This window comes from Streptomyces sp. NBC_01283, assembly GCF_041435335.1.
In the GTDB taxonomy this organism is placed as follows: Bacteria; Actinomycetota; Actinomycetes; order Streptomycetales; family Streptomycetaceae; genus Streptomyces.
Window position 1 is genome coordinate 3840806 of sequence record NZ_CP108430.1, and the last position, 19310, is coordinate 3860115.

Here is a 19310-nt window from a genome sequence, read left to right on the forward strand (position 1 = left end):
GTTCTCGTCCGTGCCTGCCGTAAAAAAGACCGCCTTGTTGGTCACATCCGCCGCATTGCTCACCATGTCGACCACAGCTCCCGCCTGGGCGGACGGCAAGCCGGGAGGCGAGAACAAGCCCAAGCCCCCCGCGTCGATGTCGACCGTCGGCGGCGCCAAGCTCGGCAAGCCGGGCACCCAGGTGAGCCTGAAGGCGGGCGCTCCCGTCCTCCCCAAGGAGCTCTCGGCGCGCTCCTGGATGGTGTCGGACGCCGAAACGGGCGAGATCCTCGCCTCGCACAACTCGCACTGGCGGCTGCCCCCGGCGAGCACCCTGAAGATGCTCTTCGCGGACACGGTCCTGCCGAAGTTCCCCAAGACGCAGAAGCACAAGGTCGAGCTCTCCGACCTGGCTGGCATCGGCGCGGGCAGCAGCATGGTCGGCGTCAAGGAGAACGAGACGTACACGGTCCACGACCTGTGGCTCGGTGTCTTCCTGCGGTCGGGCAACGACGCGGTGCACGTCCTGTCGGCGATGAACGACGGCGTCCCGGCGACCGTCAAGGACATGCAGGCGCACGCCGAGGAGCTCCAGGCCCTCGACACCCATGTGGTCAGTCCGGACGGCTACGACGAGAAGGGGCAGGTCTCCTCCGCGTACGACCTGACGCTGTTCGCCCGCTCCGGGCTGCAGAAGAAGGACTTCCGGGAGTACTGCTCGACGGCCACCGCCCAGTTCCCCGGCGAGACCAAGAAGATCAAGAAGGGCAAGGACAAGGGCAAGACGAAGCGCGAGTCCTTCGCGATCCAGAACACCAACCGCCTCCTTACGGGGGACGTCGGTCTGGACGCCTACAAGGGCATCGCGGGCGTCAAGAACGGCAGCACCACGAACGCGGGCAACACCTTCACCGGTGTCGCCGAGCGCGACGGCAAGGTGCTGCTCGTGACCGTCATGAACCCCGACTCCGGTGAGCAGCACGCGGTCTACAAAGAGACCGAGCGGCTCCTCGACTGGGGCTTCAAGGCCTCCGGCAAGGTCGAGCCGGTGGGCGAACTGGTCGCTCCGAAGGGTGCCGGTACGGGCAGCGGCAAGGGCGCGCCCGGCGCCGGCAAGGGCGGGTCGGACTCGTCCAAGAACGTGGCGCACGCCTCCGACAAGGAGTCGGGCAGCGGGGTCGGCATCGCGCTTGGGGTCGGGGCCGGCGTCCTCGCGCTCATCGCCGCCGGATGGTTCGTGATCAACCGCCGGATGCCGCTGCCGAAGAGCCGCCGCTGACGTCACCGGGCGCTCCTTGCGGCTGTGCCTGTGACTGGGTCTGTTTCTGTGGCTCTTCTTGTTCCGCCGCTGTACGTCCCTGCTTCCGCGTCGCCGTCCAGGCGGCGCAGAACAGCAGGAGCTTCGCGGTGAAGTTGATCCACAGGAGCAGCGCGACGGGTACTCCGAAGGCGCCGTACATGCTCTTGGCGGCGACGCCCTTCATGTAGCCGCCGAGCAGCAGCTTGAGCAGCTCGAATCCGGCCGCGCCGATCAGCCCCGCGGTGATCAGGTGACGGCGCGGGGGCTGGACGCCCGGCAGCAGCGTCAGGACGTAGAGCAGCAGCAGGAAGTCCGCGAGGACGGCGATGGCGAACGCGATCGCCTGCAGCAGCACCCCGCCCCAGCCGTCCTTGGAGATCCCGATGAGGTCGGCGCTCCAGCCGACGGCGGTCGACGCGAGGGTCGAGGCGACGACGGACGCGAGGCCCGCGCCGCCGAGCCCGATGAGCACCCCGGCATCCTTGACCTTGCGCAGGAGGGGGTTCTCCTCCTCGTCCTCCAGCTCCCAGACGACCCGCAGGCACTCCCTTATCGAGCCGACCCAGCCGATGCCGGTGAAGAGCAGCAGGGCGCCCGCGATGAGCCCGACGGTGCCCGCGTTGTCGACGAGGGCGTCCAGGTTCAGCTGGTCGGAGATGCCGGGGACCTGCTTGGAGATGGTGTCCTCGAGCTTGTCCTGCTGGCTCTTGGAGAGGGTCGCGGCGGCGACCGCGGCGGCGACGGTGATCAGCGGGAAGAGCGCCAGGAAGCTGATGAACGTCATCGCTGCCGCGAGGCGGGCCCAGTGCACACTGTCGAGCCGCTCGTACGCGCTCCACGCGTGCGTGCGCATCAGACGCTCCACCAGGGGTCCGATGCCGGGGAGCTTTTTCAGCCAGTCCATGATGCCTCCCTGCCCGTTGTGCGGAAGACCAAGGTCCGAGTACCCCAGAAACGCAGAACAGTGGCGAGTGCCATACCGACTCCTGCCCCGGAGACGGTGTCCGCGCGCTGCGAGGTGAGGCCGAGGCCGTAGTGGGACACCGCGATGCAGAGCAACTGCACCAGGGCGCCCGCGATGTTGACGGCGAAGAAGATCCCGTACTGGCGGAGCCGCGACGCTCCCGACACTCCGGGCCCCTCGCGCCGCCGGTAGGTGCCGAGCGCGTTGCCCGCGTACGCGACCGTGCATCCGGCGACGAAGGACAGCGCCTTGGCGGTCAGCGGGTCCAGACCGGCGGGCCCGCGCAGCCAGATGAAGAGGCCGAGGTCGACGGCGTATGCGCAGATCCCGGCGGCGGCGAAGCCGAGCAGTTCGGGACCCATGGCCCGTAGCCGCTCCCTGAGGGCGCTCACCAGTCGGCGACCGCGAGGGCGTACATCGCGATCCACACGAGGCCGATGACGGCCAGCGCCCGGTCGCGCAGGACGACGTCCTCGGGCTCGCCCGCCGTGCCGCGGTCGGCGAAGACGGCGTACCGCAGGACGGCGAGGACGAAGGCGGCCATCGACAGCTGCCGCCAGGGCAGCAGGCCGTTGGCGGTGCCGCCGCTCTCCATGGCCCACAGGCAGTACGCGAGGACGGCGACCCCGGCGGCAAGCTGCCAGACGAAGCGGAGGTAGCCGGTGGTGTATTCGGTGAGCAACGCGCGCGTGGCGCCCAGTTTCTCGGCGCTCCCGGACATCTGCACGGCTTCGGAGTACCGCTTGGCGGCGACCATGAAGAGCGCCCCGAAGCCGGTGGTGATGAGGAACCAGCGCGAGAGCGGGATGCCGAGGGCCACTCCCCCGATCATCGCCCGCATCAGGAAGCCCGTGGTGACGACGGCGAGGTCGACGACGAGGACGTGCTTGAGGCTGACGCAGTAGGCCAGTTGCATCACTACGTAGGCGCCGAGCAGACCCGCGGTCAGGGGTGTGCAGAGCACGGCGGCAGCCACCGGTGCCAACACCGCGAGCAGCCCGCCCACCGCGTACGCGACCGTTACCGGCACCTGACGCGCGGCGACCGGTCTGCGGCACTTGGTGGGGTGGGCGCGGTCGGCCTCGGCGTCACGCGCGTCGTTGATGAGGTAGACGGCGGACGCGGCTGCCGTGAACAGGGCGAACACCAGCGCGAGTTGGAGCAGCGAGTGGCGCGAGAAGAGCTCTCCCGCGGCTGCGGGGGCCGCGACGACCAGGACGTTCTTCACCCACTGGCGGGGGCGCGCGGTCTTCAGGAGGCCGAGCGGCAGGGCCAGGGAACCCGTGCCGGGCGGCCGGGGCGGCTGGGGGCGTTCGAGCAGCGCGGTGCGGTCAGCCATGGGCGCGGCCCCCGTTCATCCAGGCGGAGCCCACGCGCGCGGTGAGGGCGCCGAGGGCCGCTCCGGCCGCCACGTCACTCGGGTAGTGGACGCCGACGACCATCCGCGAGACACACATCGCGGCGGCGAGCGGCGGCACGACGCGGGCCCCCAGGGGGCTCAGCGCGCCGTACGCGACGGTGGCCGCGGCGGCCGAAGTGGCGTGCGAACTGGGGAAGGAGTGCCGCCCCGCGGTCCTGACGAGGGGCTCCACACCCGTGTCGCCGCCGGGCCGCGGGCGCCGTACGACCCGTTTGACGCCCATGCTGGCCAGGTGCGCCGCGGCGGTCAGCGCCGTGCCGCGCAGCCACGCACCGCGCCGTTCGCGGTCGACCGCGGCGCCGGCGAGCCCCGCGACGATCCAGAGGGCGCCGTGCTCGCCGGTCCAGGACAGGGCCCGTGCGGCGGCGGCCACGCGCGCGTCGGAGCCGCAGTCGCGCAGGGCCGACAGCAGCCGGTGGTCCATGTCGTGCATGTGGCCTCCTTCTCCGGGGACTTCTCCGGGGACTTCAAGGACCTGACCTCCCGACTCTTCTAGGCAACCTCTCAATATTTACGGCAATATACGACGACACTCCATCAATCACCCATTTCGGTGAGAGCTTGGATGAATATGGGCAAACTACCCTTGCTCGGACGATACGGTCACGCCTATGCCTGCCGACTCCGCTCCGCCCGCCGACTCCGCGACCGCGATGACGTCCGAGGCCGCGTCCATGGCGACGTCCGAGGCCGTGTCCGTGTCCGGCTGGGGGCGCACCTCCCCGTCCACCGCCCGTCTGATCCGCCCCCGTTCGCCCGAGGAGGCCGTGGCGGCACTCCACGCCTGCGGGGAGCGTGGCGGCATCGCGAGAGGCCTTGGACGGGCCTACGGGGACGCCGCACAGAACGCGGGCGGCGCCGTCTTCGACATGACCGGCATGAACCGCGTGCACGCCATCGACGCCGACGCGGGCACCGTCCTGTGCGACGCCGGGGTCTCCCTGCACCACCTGATGGAGGTCCTGCTGCCGCTCGGCTGGTTCGTGCCGGTCACGCCGGGGACCCGCTATGTGACCGTGGGCGGCGCGATCGGCGCGGACATCCACGGCAAGAACCACCACGGATCAGGGTCGTTCTCGCGCCATGTGATGGCCGTCGAACTGCTCACCGCGGACGGCGCGGTACAGGCGGTCGAACGCGGCACCCCCTTGTTCGACGCGACGGCCGGCGGCATGGGCCTGACCGGCATGATCCTCGCCGCGACGCTGCAACTGCAGCCGGTGGAGACCTCGTTGATGACGGTGGACACGGAGCGCGCCACCGACCTGGACGACCTGATGGCCCGCCTCACCGCCACCGACCACCGCTACCGCTACTCGGTGGCCTGGATCGACCTCCTCGCACGCGGGGCGTCGATGGGGCGCTCGGTGCTCACGCGCGGCGACCACGCCCCCCTGGACGCCCTCCCGGCACGCGCGCGTAGAGCCCCGTTGACGTTCCGCCCGGGCCAACTGCCCCCGGCCCCGCGCTTCCTGCCCGAGGGGCTGCTCGGCCGCAAGTCGGTGGGCCTCTTCAATGAGCTCTGGTACCGCAAGGCGCCCCGCGCCCGGGTGGGCGAGCTCCAGAAGATGTCGACGTTCTTCCACCCCCTGGACGGCGTCCCGCACTGGAACCGCGTGTACGGCCGCGGCGGTTTCGTGCAGTACCAATTCGTCGTCGGGTACGACAAGGAAGAGGCCCTGCGGCGCATCGTGCGACGCATCTCGGAGCGCGGCTGCCCGTCCTTCCTCGCCGTACTGAAGCGCTTCGGAGCGGGCGATCCGGGCTGGCTCTCCTTCCCGATGGCCGGCTGGACCCTCGCCCTGGACATCCCCGCCAATCTGCCCGGCCTCGGCGCCTTCCTCGACGAGCTCGACGAGGAGGTCGCCTCCGCCGACGGCCGCGTCTACCTGGCCAAGGACTCCCGCCTGCGGCCCGAGATGCTCGCCGCGATGTACCCGCGCCTCGACGACTTCCGCGCGCTGCGGGCCGACCTCGACCCGCGCGGCGTGTTCCGCTCGGACCTCTCGCGCCGCCTCGCCCTCTAGCACCTCCAGGAGTTGGTCCCATGAAGGACGCCTTCGGCACCCCCCAGTCCCTGCTCGTACTCGGCGGCACCTCCGAGATCGGCCTCGCCACGGCCCGCCGTCTGGTCGCGCGGCGCACCCGCACCGTGTGGCTGGCCGGGCGGCCGTCCCCGGGCCTGGAGAAGGCCGCCGCGGGCCTGCGCGACATGGGTGCGGACGTCCGCACCGTCGCCTTCGACGCCCTCGACTCCGAGTCCCACGAGGCCACGCTCGGCAAGATCTTCGCCGAGGGCGACATCGACATGGTCCTGCTGGCCTTCGGCATCCTCGGCGACCAGGCACGCGACGAGGACGAGCCGCTGTCGGCGGTGCGTGTCGCGCAGACGAACTACACCGGCGCGGTCTCGGCCGGCCTGGTGTGCGCGCGGTCGCTGCAGGCCCAGGGGCACGGCTCCCTGGTCGTGCTCTCCTCGGTCGCGGGCGAGCGTGCCCGCCGCTCGAACTTCATCTACGGGTCCAGCAAGGCGGGCCTCGACGCCTTCGCCCAGGGCCTGGGCGACGCGCTGCACGGCACGGGGGTGCACGTGATGGTCGTCCGCCCCGGCTTCGTGCGCTCCAAGATGACGGAGGGCCTGGAGGAGGCCCCGATGGCGACCACTCCGGAGGCGGTCGCGACGGCCATCGAGACGGGCCTGCGGCGGCGCTCGGAGACGGTGTGGGTGCCCGGCGCGCTACGGGTGGTCATGTCGGCGCTGCGTCACGTGCCGCGCACGGTGTTCCGGCGGCTCCCGGTGTGAGGCGACCGGCGGGCGCCGCCGCTCGACGGGCGGCTCCCTGCCGGGATCAGCGTGCGGGCAGCGTTCCGTGCGTCACCGGGGCCGCGGCCTGCGGCGGCACCACAGGACCGCCGCCTCCGAAGACGAACTCGCGCAGCTTGCGCCACACCCCGTCGGCGCCCTGCTCGTAGAGCGCGAAGCCGGTGCAGGGCCACTCGGCCTCGTACTCGGAAAGCTCCGCGTACGCCCGGTCCATGGCTTCCTCGGAGATGCTGTGCGCCACCGTGACGTGCGGGTGGTACGGGAACTGCAGCTCGCGCGCCATGGGCCCGGACGCGTCCCGCACCCGCTCCTGCAGCCAGCCACAGGCCGCGCCGCCCGCCACCACCTGCACGAAGACGACGGGCGAGAGCGGACGGAACGTGCCCGTCCCGAAGAGCCGCATCGGGAAGGGGCGCCCGGCGGCCGCCACGGCCCCCAGGTGCGCCTCGACGGCGGGCAGCGCCGTGGCGTCCACCTCGGTCGGCGGCAGCAGCGTGACGTGGGTGGGGATGCCGTGTGCCGCGGGGTCCCCGAAGCCCGCGCGCCGCTCCTGGAGCAGGCTGCCGTGAGGCTCCGGGACCGCGATCGACACACCGATCGTTACGGTCCCCACGTCGTACTCCTGTCGGTCGGATGGCGGGCAGAGGGCGCTGTTGTACCTGGCGTGGTGCAGGGGGCTGTGTGGCTCAGTGCTTGGCGGGCAGGAGGCCCACCTTGTCGTACGCCTGGGCGAGGGTCTCCGCGGCGACGGCGCGCGCCTTCTCCGCACCCTTGGCCAGGATCGAGTCGAGCGTCTCCGGGTCGTCCAGGTAGGCCTGGGTGCGGTCCCGGAAGGGAGTCACGAAGTCGACCATGACCTCGGCGAGGTCGGTCTTCAGCGCACCGTAGCCCTTGCCGGCGTACTTCTGCTCCAGTTCCGGGATACCGGTGCCGGTGAGCGTGGAGTAGATGCTGAGGAGGTTGCTGACGCCCGGCTTCTCCACGGTGTCGTAGCGCACGACCGTGTCGGTGTCGGTGACCGCGCTCTTGACCTTCTTGGCGGTGGCCTTGGGCTCGTCCAGGAGGTTGATCAGGCCCTTCGGGGTGGACGCCGACTTGCTCATCTTGATCGACGGGTCCTGAAGGTCGAAGATCTTCGCCGTCTCCTTGAGGATGTACGCCGCCGGGACGGTGAACGTCTCGCCGAAGCGGCCGTTGAAACGCTCCGCGAGGTCGCGGGTCAGCTCGATGTGCTGGCGCTGGTCCTCGCCGACCGGGACCTGCTGGGCCTGGTAGAGCAGGATGTCCGCGACCTGCAGGACCGGGTACGTGAAGAGGCCCACGGAGGCACGGTCGGCGCCCTGCCTGGCCGCCTTGTCCTTGAACTGCGTCATGCGCGACGCCTCGCCGAAGCCCGTGAGGCAGTTCATGATCCAGCCGAGCTGGGCGTGCTCGGGGACGTGGCTCTGGACGAAGAGCGTGCAGCGCTCCGGGTCGAGTCCGGCGGCGAGGAGCTGCGCGGCGGCGAGCCGGGTGTTGGCACGGAGTTCGGCCGGGTCCTGCGGGACCGTGATCGCGTGCAGGTCCACGACCATGTAGAACGCGTCGTGGGACTCCTGCAGCGCCACCCACTGGCGGACCGCGCCAAGGTAGTTGCCGAGGTGGAACGAGCCTGCGGTGGGCTGGATTCCGGAGAGCACGCGAGGACGATCAATGGCCATGAGGCTCATTCTCTCAGGTGTCTCTCATTGCTCGGAAACAGATGTGTGACGGGTGTGCCGCGATCTTGTCCTGCGTCGCCTCGATCCGGTCGTCGCGAATGCGGAACCGATCTCGTCCGGCCGGTGTATCAAGAGTGTGAGGGCACAGGGGGAGGTCCTGGAAGGGGGCCGCGTCGTCGACGAGGGTGCGGTGATCGCTCGAAGACGTGGTGCAGCAGGCCTTTTCCAAGGCGTACTGCTCCTTGGGGCGGTTCAGGGACGGCTCGGCGTTCAAGCCGTGGCTGTTGCCGATCGTCGCCAATGAGACGAGGAACACAGTGCGTTCGGCGGTCCGGCAGCGGTCGCTCGTCGGACGCAAGGCGGCGCTCGCGGAGGCGGAGCCGCTGATACCGGCATCGGCGGACCCGGCGGTGGCGGCGCTGCGGGACGAGCACCGGACGGCCCTGCTCGCCGCGCTCGACCGGCTGAGCGAGGAACACCGCCTGGTCGTCACGTACCGCTATCTCCTGGAGATGGACGAGGCGCGTCGAAGGAGCGGGCGCTGAAGATCGGGAATTCGGTTTCGGCCGCTCCGGGCGAATCGGGAACCTGAACGGCTCGGGCGGTGTACCAGAAGTGACGCGGTGCGGACGGTGCGGACGGATCGTGCCGGAGAGCGGCTGGGGGATCGGACATGCGGATGCGGACGGCGCGGGGAATGTGCGGGTCGGTGGCGGGGGTCGCGGCAGCGCTGGCACTGGTGGTGATGGGAGCACCGCAGGCGGTGGCGGACGGGCCGACGAGCGTCCTCGTGGTCTCCCCCGAGAGCGGGCAGAGCACGGCGCTCTATGTGAACGACAAGGAGTACGGCGAGCTGGAGCGCGGTCTGGGCCGCACCGGCGACATGGCTGAGGGGCGGCGTGAGCAGCCACCGGGGCTCACCATGAGCGACGAGAGCCGTCAGATCAATGTGACGTGGATGCTCCACGATGTGCGGCCGTGGCGGGTGGACCGGGCCTATCCGGTGGCGTCCGGCGCCAAGGACGGCAAGGAAACCAAGGCTGTGTGGATCCACACGACGACGGACGTCGAGTCCATGACCGGCTCCTGGCACAAGGCAAAGGACCCGGCTCGTCTGACGGCACTGTTCAAGAGGCTCGGGGTGATGGGGGCGCCGTCGGACAAGGGCAATCAGGCGATACCACCGAGGGCGGACCTGGTTCCGTCACCGACGCCCGCCTCGCAGGCCGGGGACGGGCAGGCCGCGAGTGGGCGGGCCAATGGCATACCGGGTGACGGCGGCACGGACTGGTGGTGGGTGATACCGGGCGTCGCCGCGGGGGCGGCGGGAGCTCTGCTGCTGCGGGGGCCGCTCGCCGAGCGCCGTCCCCTCCTTGCCTCGCTGCGTGGGCGGCGGCTTCATGAGGACGGCCCGCGGCAGGAGTTGAGGGACCTGTGAGGGCTGCGGCGCCCCCGGCCTGTGAGGCGGTCGGCCGGGGGCGGCTGTGCGGCCCGGCGGGTCAGTGGGCCGGCAGGCCCGGGGCCGGGTGGGCGGCCATCAGGTCGGCGACCTCGGACCGGATCTTCGTCAGGGCGTCCTCGTCACCGGCACGGGCCGCGGCGACGCCCCGGTCGATCCATTCGGCGACGGTCGGCATGTGCTGCGTGCCGAGACCGCGGGAGGTGAGCGAGGGGGTTCCGATGCGGACGCCGGAGGGGTCGAACGGCTTCCTCGGGTCGTACGGCACGGTGTTGTAGTTGACGACGATCCCGGCCCGGTCGAGGGCCTTGGCGGCGACCTTGCCCGGGACGTCCTTGGGGGTGAGGTCCATCAGGATCAGGTGGTTGTCGGTGCCGCCGGAGACCAGGTCGAAGCCGCGGGCGAGCAGCGCTTCGGCGAGGGCCCGGGCGTTGGCGACGACCGCGTGGGCGTAGTCGCGGAAGGAGGGCTGCGACGCCTCGTGCAGGGCGACGGCGATGGCAGCGGTGGTCTGGTTGTGCGGGCCGCCCTGCAGACCGGGGAAGACCGCCTTGTCGATGGCCTTGGCGTGCTCCTCGCGGGACATCAGCATCGCGCCGCGCGGGCCGCGCAGGGTCTTGTGGGTGGTCGTGGAGATCACGTCGGCGTGCGGCACCGGTGAGGGGTGGGCGCCGCCCGCGATCAGGCCGGCGATGTGCGCGATGTCGGCGACGAGGACGGCTCCCGTCTCGTGGGCGATCTCGGCGAAGGCGGCGAAGTCGATGGTGCGAGGGAGAGCGGTACCACCGCAGAAGATCAGCTTCGGGCGTTCCTTGAGGGCGAGGTCGCGCACCTCGTCGAAGTCGATGCGGCCCGTGTCGTGGCGGACGCCGTACTGGACGCCGCGGAACCACTTGCCCGTGGCGGAGACGCCCCAGCCGTGGGTGAGGTGGCCGCCCATGGGGAGGGCCATGCCCATCACGGTGTCACCGGGCTCGGCGAAGGCGAGGTAGACGGCGAGGTTGGCCGGGGAGCCGGAGTAGGGCTGGACGTTGGCGTGCTCGACGCCGAAGACGGACTTGGCGCGGGCGACGGCGAGGCGCTCGACGGGGTCGATGTTCTGCTGGCCCTCGTAGTAGCGGCGGCCCGGGTAGCCCTCGCTGTACTTGTTCTGCAGGACCGTGCCGGAGGCCTCGAGGACGGCGGTGGAGACGTAGTTCTCGCTGGGGATCAGGCGCAGGGTGTCGGCCTGGAGCTGCTCCTCGGCGCCGACGAGCGCGGCCAGCTCGGGGTCCTGCGCGGCGAGCGAGGGGTGACTGAGGGCGTTCGGACGGCCCTGGGGACCCGCGGAGTCCGGGGAGTCCGGGGAATTCGAGGAGTCCGGGGAATTCGGCGAAGACGAAGGGGAGTGAGTCATGGCGTCCTCCGGGGCGAGCGGTGTGTGTCCGGTCGTGGTCCCGGGGTGCCCAGGCGGGCGGCACCTCGAAGGTTCTGCCTCGCACGGCTTCCTCGGGGTCCGTTCCCCGTGCGCCAGTCGCCGTGCTGTAGAGACCAGCCTATCGGGCACGCCGGGTCGGCAGGTTTCTTCGTCCACGATCCGAGCGACGATAGAACTTGGGCGCCACACCCGCCCCATGCCGCAGGACGAACGGAGACCCCGTGTCGACTACCGAAGAGTTCATCACCTCGGCCGAAGCGCACAGTGCGCACAACTACCACCCGCTGCCCATCGTGGTCGCGTCGGCGGAGGGTGCCTGGATGACGGACGTCGAGGGGCGCCGCTACCTCGACATGCTGGCCGGGTACTCGGCGCTGAATTTCGGGCACGGCAACCGCCGCCTGATCGACGCGGCCAAGGCGCAGCTGGAGCGGGTGACTCTCACCTCGCGGGCCTTCCACCACGACCGGTTCGCCGACTTCTGTACGCGGCTCGCGGAGCTGTGCGGCAAGGAGATGGTGCTGCCGATGAACACCGGGGCGGAGGCGGTGGAGACGGCAGTGAAGACCGCCAGGAAGTGGGGGTATCAGGTCAAGGGCGTGCCCGACGGGAGGGCGAAGATCGTCGTCGCCCGCGACAACTTCCACGGGCGGACCACGACCATCGTCAGCTTCTCGACGGACCAGGAGGCGCGGGCGGACTTCGGTCCGTACACGCCGGGGTTCGAGATCGTGCCGTACGGCGATCTGACGGCGTTGCGGGCCGCCGTCACCGAGAACACCGTGGCCGTGCTTCTCGAACCGATCCAGGGAGAGGCCGGGGTGCTGGTGCCGCCGGCCGGGTATCTCGCGGGGGTCCGGGAGTTGACGCGGGAGCGGAACGTCCTCTTCATGGCGGACGAGATCCAGTCGGGGCTCGGCAGGACGGGGAAGACGTTCGCGTGCGAGCACGAGGGCGTGGTGCCGGACGTGTACATCCTGGGCAAGGCGCTCGGCGGGGGCGTCGTGCCGGTGTCCGCGGTGGTGGCGGACGCGGATGTGCTGGGGGTGTTCAAGCCGGGTGAGCACGGGTCGACGTTCGGCGGCAATCCGCTGGCGTGTGCGGTGGCGTTGGAGGTCGTCGCGATGCTGAGCTCGGGCGAGTTCCAGCAGCGGGCCACCGAGCTGGGCGAGCATCTGCACGCCGAGCTGGGACTCCTTGCCGGTACGGGGGCGGTGACCCAGGTCCGGGGCCGTGGGCTGTGGGCGGGGGTCGACATCGAGCCGTCGCACGGCACGGGCCGCGAGATCTCCGAGAAGCTGATGGACCGGGGTGTGCTGGTCAAGGACACCCACGGGTCGACGATCCGGATCGCTCCGCCGCTGGTGATCAGCAAGGAGGACCTGGACTGGGGGCTCGATCAACTGCGGGGCGTGCTGGCCTAGTTCGGGCGGGTCGGTCCACTGGCCTGGTACAGGGGTGGTACCGGCAGCAGTCAGTCACCGGTGGCCGGTGGCGCCGCCGGTGGGCGCCCGGCGGCTCATACCGGGTCCGTCATGTTCGGGGCGGGGGTGTCGTGGCCGCGGGTGTGTGCGGCCGCGTAGCCGTTCTCGCCGAGGGCGGTGCGGGAGCGTTGTGCGGCGCGGTCGACGTCGATGCGTTCGGCGGGCGGCAGGGGGCTGCCCGCCGCCTCGCGGAGGGCGGCCGCGGTACCGAGGAGTTCGGCGGCGCGGGTGTGGTCGTGTGCGAGGGAGCGGGCTCCGGCCAGGCCTTCGAGGGCGAGGGCGACCGCGCGTTCGTCGCCCGTGCTGCGGGCCACGGCGAGGCCCTCCCGGTGGAGTTTCTCCGCTCGGGCCGCGTCACCGCGCTGTTCGGCGACGTAGCCGAGCTGGGCCAGGATCAGGGCGGTGCCGGACCGGACGCCCAGGCGGCGGTTCCAGGCGAGCCAGGGCAGGAGGTGCTGCTCCGCGGTGTCGAGTTCACCGAGGCGGCGGGCGCCGATGGCGAGGCCCGTCTCGGCGAACTGCTGCGCGGGCCCGTGCGAGTGCTGCGCGGCGAGGCGCGCGGCGCGCTCGTGGAAGTCGGTGGCCGCGGCGTCGTCACCGGTGAGCAGGGCGACGCGGCCCAGGCGGGCGAGGCGGAAGGACACATCGGTCCACAGCTGGAGCTCCTCGGCGCCGCGCATTCCGTCGCGGTGGAGCTCGGCGGCGCCCTCGTAGTCGGCGGCGATCTCGGCGAGCACGCCCAGCTGCTCGGAGGCCTGCAACTGGCCCCAGCGGTCACCGAGTACGGCGAACAGTTCGGCGCTGGCCTCGGCGTCGCGCCGCAGGGTCGCGAGGTCGCCGCGGTAGAGGGCCCGGGTGGCGCGGGTGCTGAGGGCGGCGGCCACGCCCCAGCGGTCGTCCGCCGCGCGGAACTCCTCCAGGAGCTCGTCGACCTGGGACTCCTCGCTCTCCATACGGTTGAATCCGCTGCGGGCGAAGGCCAGGAGCCAGCGGGACCGGAGGCCGGCACCCTCGGCGGGGCCGTCGGTGCCGATGCCGGTGTACGGGGCGTCGTCGCCGGTGAGCAGGGCGAGGGCGGCGCGGGCCGTGCGGGCGGAGGCGCGGGCGGGCGCCGTGTCGGTGCCGTCGGCCGGGGCCGGGCTCGGGGCCGGACTCGGGCTCGGAGCCGGGGCGAGACTCAGGGCCTGGGCCAGGGAGCGCTCGGCTTCGCCCAGGCGTCCGCGCAGGAACCAGTACCAGGTGAGGGAGTTCGTCAGGCGCAGCGCGAGGGCGGCGTCACCGTCGGCCGCGGCCCACTCCAGCGCGGCGCGCAGGTTGACGGTCTCGGTGTCGAGGCGGTGCAGCCACTGCTGTTGGGCGGGGCCGCGGAGTCGGGGTTCGGCGTATTCGGCGAGGCCGGCGTAGTGGTGGGCGTGGCGGCGCCGTACGTCCTTCGTCTCCCCCGCCTCGTCGAGCCGTTCGAGGCTGTAGGCGGCGACGGATTCGAGCATGCGGTAGCGGATGCCGTGGGCGGGGTCGGTGCCGGGTGCCGTGGTGAGGAGGGAGCGGTCGACGAGGCGGGTGATGAGGTCGAGTACGTCTGCCCCGTCCGCCCCGGTGGAGGTGGACGTGCCGCGTGATGCGTCGCCTGTCATGGAGCCGGGCGGGCCATCGACGCCGTACACCGCTTCGGCCGATTCCAGGGTGAAACCGCCGCCGAAGACCGCGAGTTGACGTAGAGCGCCCTGTTCCTCCGCGGTCGAAAGCTCCCAGCTCCAGTCGATCATCGCGCGCAGGGTGCGCTGGCGGGCGGGGGCGTCCCTGCGGACCTGGTTGAGCAGCCGGAACCGGTCGTGCAGCCGCTCGGCGAGGGCGTGCACGCCGAGGGCGCGTACGCGGGTGGCGGCCAGTTCGATGGCGAGCGGGATGCCGTCGAGGCGGCGGCAGATGAGGGCGGCGGCGGGGGTGTTCTCCGCGTCCAGCACGAAGCCGGGCGAGGCGGCGGCGGCCCGCTCGGCGAACAAGGCCAGGGCTTCGCGCTCCCCGAGCGGCGCGACGGCTTCGACCGTCTCGCCGGAGAGGGCGAGGGGCTACTGACTGGTGGCAAGCACACGCAGCCCGGGTGCATGCCGAAGGAGTTCGGCGAGCAGCACGGCCACGGGCTCCAGCACGTGCTCACAGTTGTCAAACACCAGGAGGATGCGCCGCGGGGCGAGGGCCCTGGCGAGGAACCGCACGAGAGCGGGCACGTCGGAGGGCGCGACAGAAATGCCGGGGGTGCGCGGAGCGCTGGGGGCGGGGTCGGGAGCGTGGGGAGTCGGTGGCTCGGCCGGGAGGGGCGGGGGCTCGGTGTTGGGGGGCGGAGGTGTGTCCCTGATGCCCAGGGTTGCGGCCAGCGTTTCGGCGGCGTCGTTCTTCGTGCCGGCCAGTTCCACCAGCCAGACGCCGTCCTCGAAGTCGTCCGCGAGTCCGGCCGCCGCCTCCAGCGCCAGCCGGGTCTTGCCTACGCCGCCCGGCCCCACCAGGGTGACGAGGCGTGTCGTTCCGACCAGCTCCCGCACCCGGGCCGCCGCATCATCCCGGCCCACGAGAGCGGTGACAGGAGTCGGCAGGTTCGTGCGGGGGTGCGAGGGTGTCGGCCGTGACTCCGGGGCCGGGTGCGGCCTCGGGGCATCCGCCCTCGGCGGGGCCAGTTCCGGGGACTGGCGGAGCATTGCCTCGTGGAGTGCGGCGAGTTCCGCGCCGGGGTCGATGCCCAGGTCGTCGGCCAGGCGCTCGCGCAGGTCACGGTAGGCGTCCAGTGCCTCCGTCGGGCGCCCCGCCAGATAGAGCGCCCTCATGTGCGCGCCCCGCAGCCTCTCCCGCAACGGCTGCTCCGCCACCAGGTCCGCCAACTCATCCGCCAGGGAGGCGTGTTCCCCCGGGGCTGCGTACTCCAGGCGCAGTTCCGCCCGTGCCTCCTGAGCCGTGAGCCGCTGCTCCTCCAGGCGGGCCACCGCCACCCGCACGAACTCCTCGTCCCGGAAATCCGCGTACGCCGGTCCACGCCACAGCGTCAGCGCCTCCGAGAGGAGCGTGGCCCTCTCCCGTACATCGGGGGTGCCGTACGCGTCGTACGCACGTGAAGTCAGCGCCACGAAGCGCGCCGCATCCGTCAGCCCCTCCGGCGTCACTCCCTCGGGGGCCCGCAGCAGATATCCGGCGGGGCCGTACGCCACGAGCTCGCGCGCCCCCGGTTCCGCCTTCTCCAGGGCCCTGCGCAGCTGGGAGATCTTGGTCTGGAGGCTGTTGGCGGGGTTGCCCGGCAGCCGCTCGCCCCACAGCCCGTCGATCAGGACGTCCGCGGGGACCGGCCGGCCCTGGTGGATCAGGAGATTCGCGAGCAGGGCACGGACCTTCGGCTCCGGAACCGGGACGACAGCCCCGTCCGCCGTGCGCACCGTCAAAGGGCCCAGCACCTCGAATCGCATGCCGCAACGTTAATGCGGGCCTGCTCAGGTCCCCTCGGCGGCCGCCGTGCGTCAGCCGTCAGTGGCTCGTGCGCGGCCCCGGGCACGGTGTTCCACGTGACCAGGACAGGCCGAACGCCCCGGACCGAACACAGCCGGCCGATCAGCCGCCCGGTCACACACCACAAGCCGAAGCCACCTGGCCACAGCCCCGAAAGGACCCCCGCCATGTCCACGCCCACCCCCGCCACCACCTCCCGCGAAATCCGTCTCGCCGCCCGTCCCGTAGGCGAACCCGCCCCCAGCGACTTCGAGTTGGTCACCACGCCGGTCCCTGAGCCCACCGAGGGGCAGATCCTGGTGCGCAACACCTGGATGTCCGTGGACCCGTACATGCGGGGCCGTATGGACGACGCCCCCTCCTACATCCCGCCCTTCGCGATCGGCGCCGCCCTCGAAGGCAGCGCGGTCGGCGAGGTCATCGCGTCCCGTGCCGAGAACGTGCCGGTGGGCGCGACCGTCTCGCACTTCCTCGGGTGGCGCGAGTACGCCGTCCTCGATGCCGCCACCGCCACCGTCATCGACACCTCGCTCGCCCCGGCGCCCGCCTACCTCGGCCCCCTGGGCACCACGGGCCTGACCGCGTACGCGGCGCTCACCCGTACCGCCCCCGTCCGCGAGGGCGACATCGTGTTCGTCTCCGCGGCGGCGGGCGCGGTCGGCAGCGTCGCGGGGCAACTGGCCCGCGAGCTCGGGGCATCCCGGGTGATCGGTTCGGCGGGCGGGCCGGCGAAGACCAAGAAGCTGCTCGACACGTTCGGCTACGACGCGGCAATCGACTACCGCAAGGGCGGCATCCCCGAACAGCTCGCCCAGGCTGCCCCCGAGGGCATCGACGTCTACCTGGACTCGGTCGGCGGCGACCATCTGGAGGCCGCCATCGGCGCCATCCGCACCGGCGGCCGTATCGCTCTCGTGGGCGCCATCAGCGGCTACAACACCACCGCACCCGCGCCAGGGCCGAACAACCTGTTCCGTGCCGCGACCCACGAGGCGACCCTGCGCGGCATGCTCGTCAGCAGCCACTTCGACCTGTTCCCGGAGTGGATCGGCAAGGCCGCGGGCCTGCTCGCCAACGGCAGCCTGCGCACCGAGCAGACCGTCGTCGAGGGCATCGAGCAGGCGCCCGACGCCTTCCTCGGCGTGCTGCGCGGCGCCAACACCGGCAAGATGCTCGTCCGCCTCAGCGTTTGATGCCGACCCCGCCGAACATGGCCACGTCCTCGACGCCCGCTTCCGCCTCCGCCGCCCCCGCGTGCCACCGGTTGCACGAGACCACTCCGGGGGCGAGGAGGTCCAGGCCCTCGAAGAATCCGACGACCTGCTCGGGGGTGCGCTGCGTCAGCCTGGGCGTGCCGTTCTCGTTCCAGAACGCCACCGCCTCGTCCACGTCGGGCATCTCCGGGCTGGTGATCGTGTGCGAGAGGACCAGATGGCTGCCGGCCGGAAGCGCGTCGAGCAGGCGGCGCACGATGCCGTATGCCTCGGAGTCGTCGTCGATGAAGATGACGACTCCGAGCAGGATCAGCGCGACCGGCCGGTCGAAGTCCAGGGTCTTGGCGGCGTGTTCGAGGATCGTGTCGACGTTGCGCAGGTCCTCGTCGAGGTAGTCGGTCCTGCCCTCGGGGGTGCTGGTGAGCAGGGCGCGTGCGTGGGTGAGGACCAGCGGGTCGTTGTCCACGTAGACGACGCGGGACTCGGGGGCGATCCGCTGGGCGACCTCGTGGGTGTTGTCGGCGGTCGGCAGTCCGGTGCCGATGTCGAGGAACTGCCGGATGCCGCACTCGGTCACGAGGTGGCTCACGGCACGCCCGAGGAACTGCCGGTCGGCCAGCGCGTAGGCGCCGATGCCGGGGTGCAGCGTGCGGATCTGGTCGCCGGCCGCCTGGTCGACGGGGTAGTTGTCCTTGCCGCCGAGCCAGTAGTTCCAGATCCGGGCCGTGTGAGGCTGCGTGGTGTTGATCCTGCTGTCGGCCATGTGCGGTCGCCTCCGAGCACCTCCGGGTCCACCATCGATCAACCGGCAGCGTACTCGCCCGACTTGGGGCCACCGAGGCCGCCCGGGCCGGGGATCAGAGAATCACGTGCGGCACGAACCTCGCGTACTCGTCCGTGATCAGACCCGCCGACTCCCGGATGCCGAGCCCCGCCGCCTCGTTCTCGACGACCCACGCCCCGAGCACCACACGGTTGCCGTCGAAGTCGGGCAGCGGCGCGAACTCCTGGTAGCAGCAAGCCTCTTCCCGCACGGCGGGTTCGGCCGGTTCGGCGCCTGGCTCGTGAACCGTGACTCCGGCGCCTTCGCGGCCCAGGAGGGGCTTGGCTACGTAGCCCCGTCCGGAAGCCAGCTCCCGGGGGCCGTCCAGGTAGGCGGGGAGGAGATTGGGGTGGCCGGGGTACAGCTCCCAGAGGATCGCCAGGAGCGCCTTGTTGGAGAGGAGCATCTTCCAGGCGGGCTCGATCCACAGGGTGGAGCCGGTGCCGCCGCCGTTGTCGAGGGTCTCCAGGACGTGCGGGGCGAAGCGGTCGGTGGTCAGCCACTCCCACGGATAGAGCTTGAAGCAGCTGCGGATGAAGCCGAGTCTCTTGTCGACGAAGCGCCGCGAGAGCCGGTCCCAGCCGATGTCCTCCATGGAGATCGCCTCGGTGTCGAGCCCGGCCTGCTGCGCGGTCTCACGCAGATACGCGACCGTCATCAGATCCTCGCCGAGCTCGTCGCCCGCGGAATGCGCGAAGTACAGCGGGCCGCCGGGCGGGAGCAGGGCGGCCTGCTTCTTCCAGGCGTCCACGAGGCGCTCGTGGAGGGAGTTCCACTGGTCGGCGCCCGGGAAGCGCTCCTCCATCCAGAACCACTGCGGGCTCGCGGCCTCGACCAGGGACGTGGGGGTGTCCGCGTTGTACTCCAGCATCTTGGCCGGGCCGCCGCTCGCGCCCGCGTAGTGGAGGTCGAACCGCCCGTAGAGGGAGGGCAGTTCGGCGCGGCGGTGCCAGGCCTCGGTGACCGCGTCGGCCACGCGGGGGTCCGCGATGCCGAGATCGGCGAGGCGGCCGTGCGTGACGATGTGCTCGGCCGCCGCGAGGCACATCGCGTGCAGTTCCTCGACGACCTCCTCCAGGGCCTCGACCTCGGGGAGCGTGAACGTGTAATAGGCGGACTCGTCCCAGTACGGGCGGAGCGAGTCGTCGGGGTAGCGGGTCAGGGGGTAGATGAGCCCCTGGTCCTCGACCGTCTGCTGCCAGCCGGGACGGGGCGTGGTGGTGTGGCGGTCCATGGT

17 protein-coding genes, 1 pseudogene and 1 riboswitch are annotated in these 19310 nt (G+C 71.5%); of the genes and pseudogenes, 7 read left to right on the plus strand and 11 right to left on the minus strand.

All coding sequences use genetic code 11. The features are described from left to right. Positions 1-10: 10 nt before the first annotated feature. Positions 11-1258, plus strand: coding sequence for a D-alanyl-D-alanine carboxypeptidase family protein (locus OG302_RS17355; RefSeq protein WP_371527636.1), 1248 nt, complete (start codon positions 11-13; stop codon positions 1256-1258). Here OG302_RS17355 and OG302_RS17360 read toward each other — a convergent pair. From OG302_RS17360 to OG302_RS17375, 4 genes are read right to left on the minus strand one after another with little or no spacing between them, the layout of a single operon-like run. Continuing rightward, positions 1221-2183, minus strand: a complete 963-nt coding sequence (locus tag OG302_RS17360; protein ID WP_371527637.1) for a YihY/virulence factor BrkB family protein — start codon at positions 2181-2183, stop codon at positions 1221-1223. The genes OG302_RS17355 and OG302_RS17360 overlap by 38 nt on opposite strands. Further along, positions 2171-2605 carry a GtrA family protein gene (locus OG302_RS17365; RefSeq protein ID WP_371527638.1) on the minus strand — a complete coding sequence of 145 codons (435 nt, stop codon included), beginning with the start codon at positions 2603-2605 and terminating at the stop codon, positions 2171-2173. The genes OG302_RS17360 and OG302_RS17365 overlap by 13 nt, the downstream gene beginning before the upstream one ends. Before the next feature lie 26 nt (positions 2606-2631). After that, positions 2632-3582, minus strand: a complete 951-nt coding sequence (locus tag OG302_RS17370; RefSeq protein WP_371527639.1) for a decaprenyl-phosphate phosphoribosyltransferase — start codon at positions 3580-3582, stop codon at positions 2632-2634. After that, on the minus strand, positions 3575-4096 hold the full coding sequence (locus tag OG302_RS17375) for a phosphatase PAP2 family protein (protein WP_371527640.1): 522 nt from the start codon (positions 4094-4096) through the stop codon (positions 3575-3577). The genes OG302_RS17370 and OG302_RS17375 overlap by 8 nt, the downstream gene beginning before the upstream one ends. 220 nt (positions 4097-4316) lie before the next feature. On the opposite strand from OG302_RS17375, the gene OG302_RS17380 reads away from it, so the two are divergent. Both OG302_RS17380 and OG302_RS17385 read left to right on the plus strand, forming a co-directional pair. After that, a complete protein-coding gene (locus tag OG302_RS17380) occupies positions 4317-5690 on the plus strand; it encodes an FAD-binding protein (protein ID WP_371750149.1) in 1374 nt (457 codons plus the stop codon). 20 nt (positions 5691-5710) lie between these two features. Continuing rightward, a complete protein-coding gene (locus OG302_RS17385; RefSeq protein WP_371527641.1) occupies positions 5711-6466 on the plus strand; it encodes a decaprenylphospho-beta-D-erythro-pentofuranosid-2-ulose 2-reductase in 756 nt (251 codons plus the stop codon). A 46-nt stretch (positions 6467-6512) separates the two neighbouring features. Here the strand turns inward: OG302_RS17385 and OG302_RS17390 are convergent, their stop codons facing one another. Further along, positions 6513-7100, minus strand: a complete 588-nt coding sequence (locus tag OG302_RS17390) for a 2'-5' RNA ligase family protein (protein WP_371527642.1) — start codon at positions 7098-7100, stop codon at positions 6513-6515. Between the two features lie 73 nt (positions 7101-7173). After that, on the minus strand, positions 7174-8187 hold the full coding sequence (gene trpS / locus OG302_RS17395) for a tryptophan--tRNA ligase (protein ID WP_371527643.1): 1014 nt from the start codon (positions 8185-8187) through the stop codon (positions 7174-7176). A gap of 200 nt (positions 8188-8387) precedes the next feature. Between trpS and OG302_RS17400 the strand changes: the two are divergent. Both OG302_RS17400 and OG302_RS17405 read left to right on the plus strand, forming a co-directional pair. Beyond that, positions 8388-8708, plus strand: a pseudogene (locus OG302_RS17400) (RNA polymerase sigma factor); the annotation flags it as partial. A gap of 152 nt (positions 8709-8860) precedes the next feature. Continuing rightward, a complete protein-coding gene (locus tag OG302_RS17405) occupies positions 8861-9625 on the plus strand; it encodes a hypothetical protein (RefSeq protein WP_371527644.1) in 765 nt (254 codons plus the stop codon). A 61-nt stretch (positions 9626-9686) separates the two neighbouring features. On the opposite strand, the gene glyA is transcribed toward OG302_RS17405, so the two are convergent. Next, positions 9687-11042, minus strand: a complete 1356-nt coding sequence (glyA, locus tag OG302_RS17410) for a serine hydroxymethyltransferase (RefSeq protein WP_371527645.1) — start codon at positions 11040-11042, stop codon at positions 9687-9689. A gap of 40 nt (positions 11043-11082) precedes the next feature. After that, positions 11083-11173: riboswitch (ZMP/ZTP riboswitch) on the minus strand. Between the two features lie 111 nt (positions 11174-11284). Here glyA and rocD point away from each other — a divergent pair. Further along, the gene (gene rocD / locus OG302_RS17415; protein ID WP_371527646.1) at positions 11285-12487 is read left to right on the plus strand and encodes an ornithine--oxo-acid transaminase; all 1203 of its coding nucleotides are present in this window, start codon (positions 11285-11287) and stop codon (positions 12485-12487) included. 95 nt (positions 12488-12582) lie between these two features. Here the strand turns inward: rocD and OG302_RS17420 are convergent, their stop codons facing one another. Both OG302_RS17420 and OG302_RS17425 read right to left on the minus strand, forming a co-directional pair. Next, the gene (locus OG302_RS17420; RefSeq protein WP_371527647.1) at positions 12583-14550 is read right to left on the minus strand and encodes a hypothetical protein; all 1968 of its coding nucleotides are present in this window, start codon (positions 14548-14550) and stop codon (positions 12583-12585) included. Positions 14551-14616: 66 nt separating this feature from the next. Next, positions 14617-15996: a BTAD domain-containing putative transcriptional regulator gene (locus tag OG302_RS17425; RefSeq protein ID WP_371527648.1), complete on the minus strand. Its 1380-nt coding sequence runs from the start codon at positions 15994-15996 to the stop codon at positions 14617-14619. A gap of 207 nt (positions 15997-16203) precedes the next feature. On the opposite strand from OG302_RS17425, the gene OG302_RS17430 reads away from it, so the two are divergent. Beyond that, positions 16204-17229, plus strand: a complete 1026-nt coding sequence (locus OG302_RS17430) for an NADP-dependent oxidoreductase (protein WP_371527649.1) — start codon at positions 16204-16206, stop codon at positions 17227-17229. On the opposite strand, the gene OG302_RS17435 is transcribed toward OG302_RS17430, so the two are convergent. Further along, positions 17219-18013, minus strand: a complete 795-nt coding sequence (locus OG302_RS17435; RefSeq protein ID WP_371527650.1) for an SAM-dependent methyltransferase — start codon at positions 18011-18013, stop codon at positions 17219-17221. The two genes, OG302_RS17430 and OG302_RS17435, sit on opposite strands and share 11 nt — an antisense overlap. 94 nt (positions 18014-18107) lie before the next feature. Next, positions 18108-19307: a glutathionylspermidine synthase family protein gene (locus OG302_RS17440; protein ID WP_371527651.1), complete on the minus strand. Its 1200-nt coding sequence runs from the start codon at positions 19305-19307 to the stop codon at positions 18108-18110. Positions 19308-19310 lie beyond the last annotated feature (3 nt).

Coding starts and splice junctions, on each gene's coding strand:
- OG302_RS17375 (WP_371527640.1), bottom strand. CDS start 4,096: ATGCACGACATGGACCACCGGCTGCTGTCGGCCCTGCGCGACTGCGGC.
- OG302_RS17380 (WP_371750149.1), top strand. CDS start 4,317: ATGACGTCCGAGGCCGCGTCCATGGCGACGTCCGAGGCCGTGTCCGTG.
- OG302_RS17360 (WP_371527637.1), bottom strand. CDS start 2,183: ATGGACTGGCTGAAAAAGCTCCCCGGCATCGGACCCCTGGTGGAGCGT.
- trpS (WP_371527643.1), bottom strand. CDS start 8,187: ATGGCCATTGATCGTCCTCGCGTGCTCTCCGGAATCCAGCCCACCGCA.
- OG302_RS17430 (WP_371527649.1), top strand. CDS start 16,204: ATGTCCACGCCCACCCCCGCCACCACCTCCCGCGAAATCCGTCTCGCC.
- OG302_RS17365 (WP_371527638.1), bottom strand. CDS start 2,605: ATGGGTCCCGAACTGCTCGGCTTCGCCGCCGCCGGGATCTGCGCATAC.
- OG302_RS17370 (WP_371527639.1), bottom strand. CDS start 3,582: ATGGCTGACCGCACCGCGCTGCTCGAACGCCCCCAGCCGCCCCGGCCG.
- OG302_RS17440 (WP_371527651.1), bottom strand. CDS start 19,307: ATGGACCGCCACACCACCACGCCCCGTCCCGGCTGGCAGCAGACGGTC.
- glyA (WP_371527645.1), bottom strand. CDS start 11,042: ATGACTCACTCCCCTTCGTCTTCGCCGAATTCCCCGGACTCCTCGAAT.
- OG302_RS17405 (WP_371527644.1), top strand. CDS start 8,861: ATGCGGATGCGGACGGCGCGGGGAATGTGCGGGTCGGTGGCGGGGGTC.
- OG302_RS17435 (WP_371527650.1), bottom strand. CDS start 18,013: ATGGCCGACAGCAGGATCAACACCACGCAGCCTCACACGGCCCGGATC.
- OG302_RS17385 (WP_371527641.1), top strand. CDS start 5,711: ATGAAGGACGCCTTCGGCACCCCCCAGTCCCTGCTCGTACTCGGCGGC.
- OG302_RS17425 (WP_371527648.1), bottom strand. CDS start 15,996: ATGCGATTCGAGGTGCTGGGCCCTTTGACGGTGCGCACGGCGGACGGG.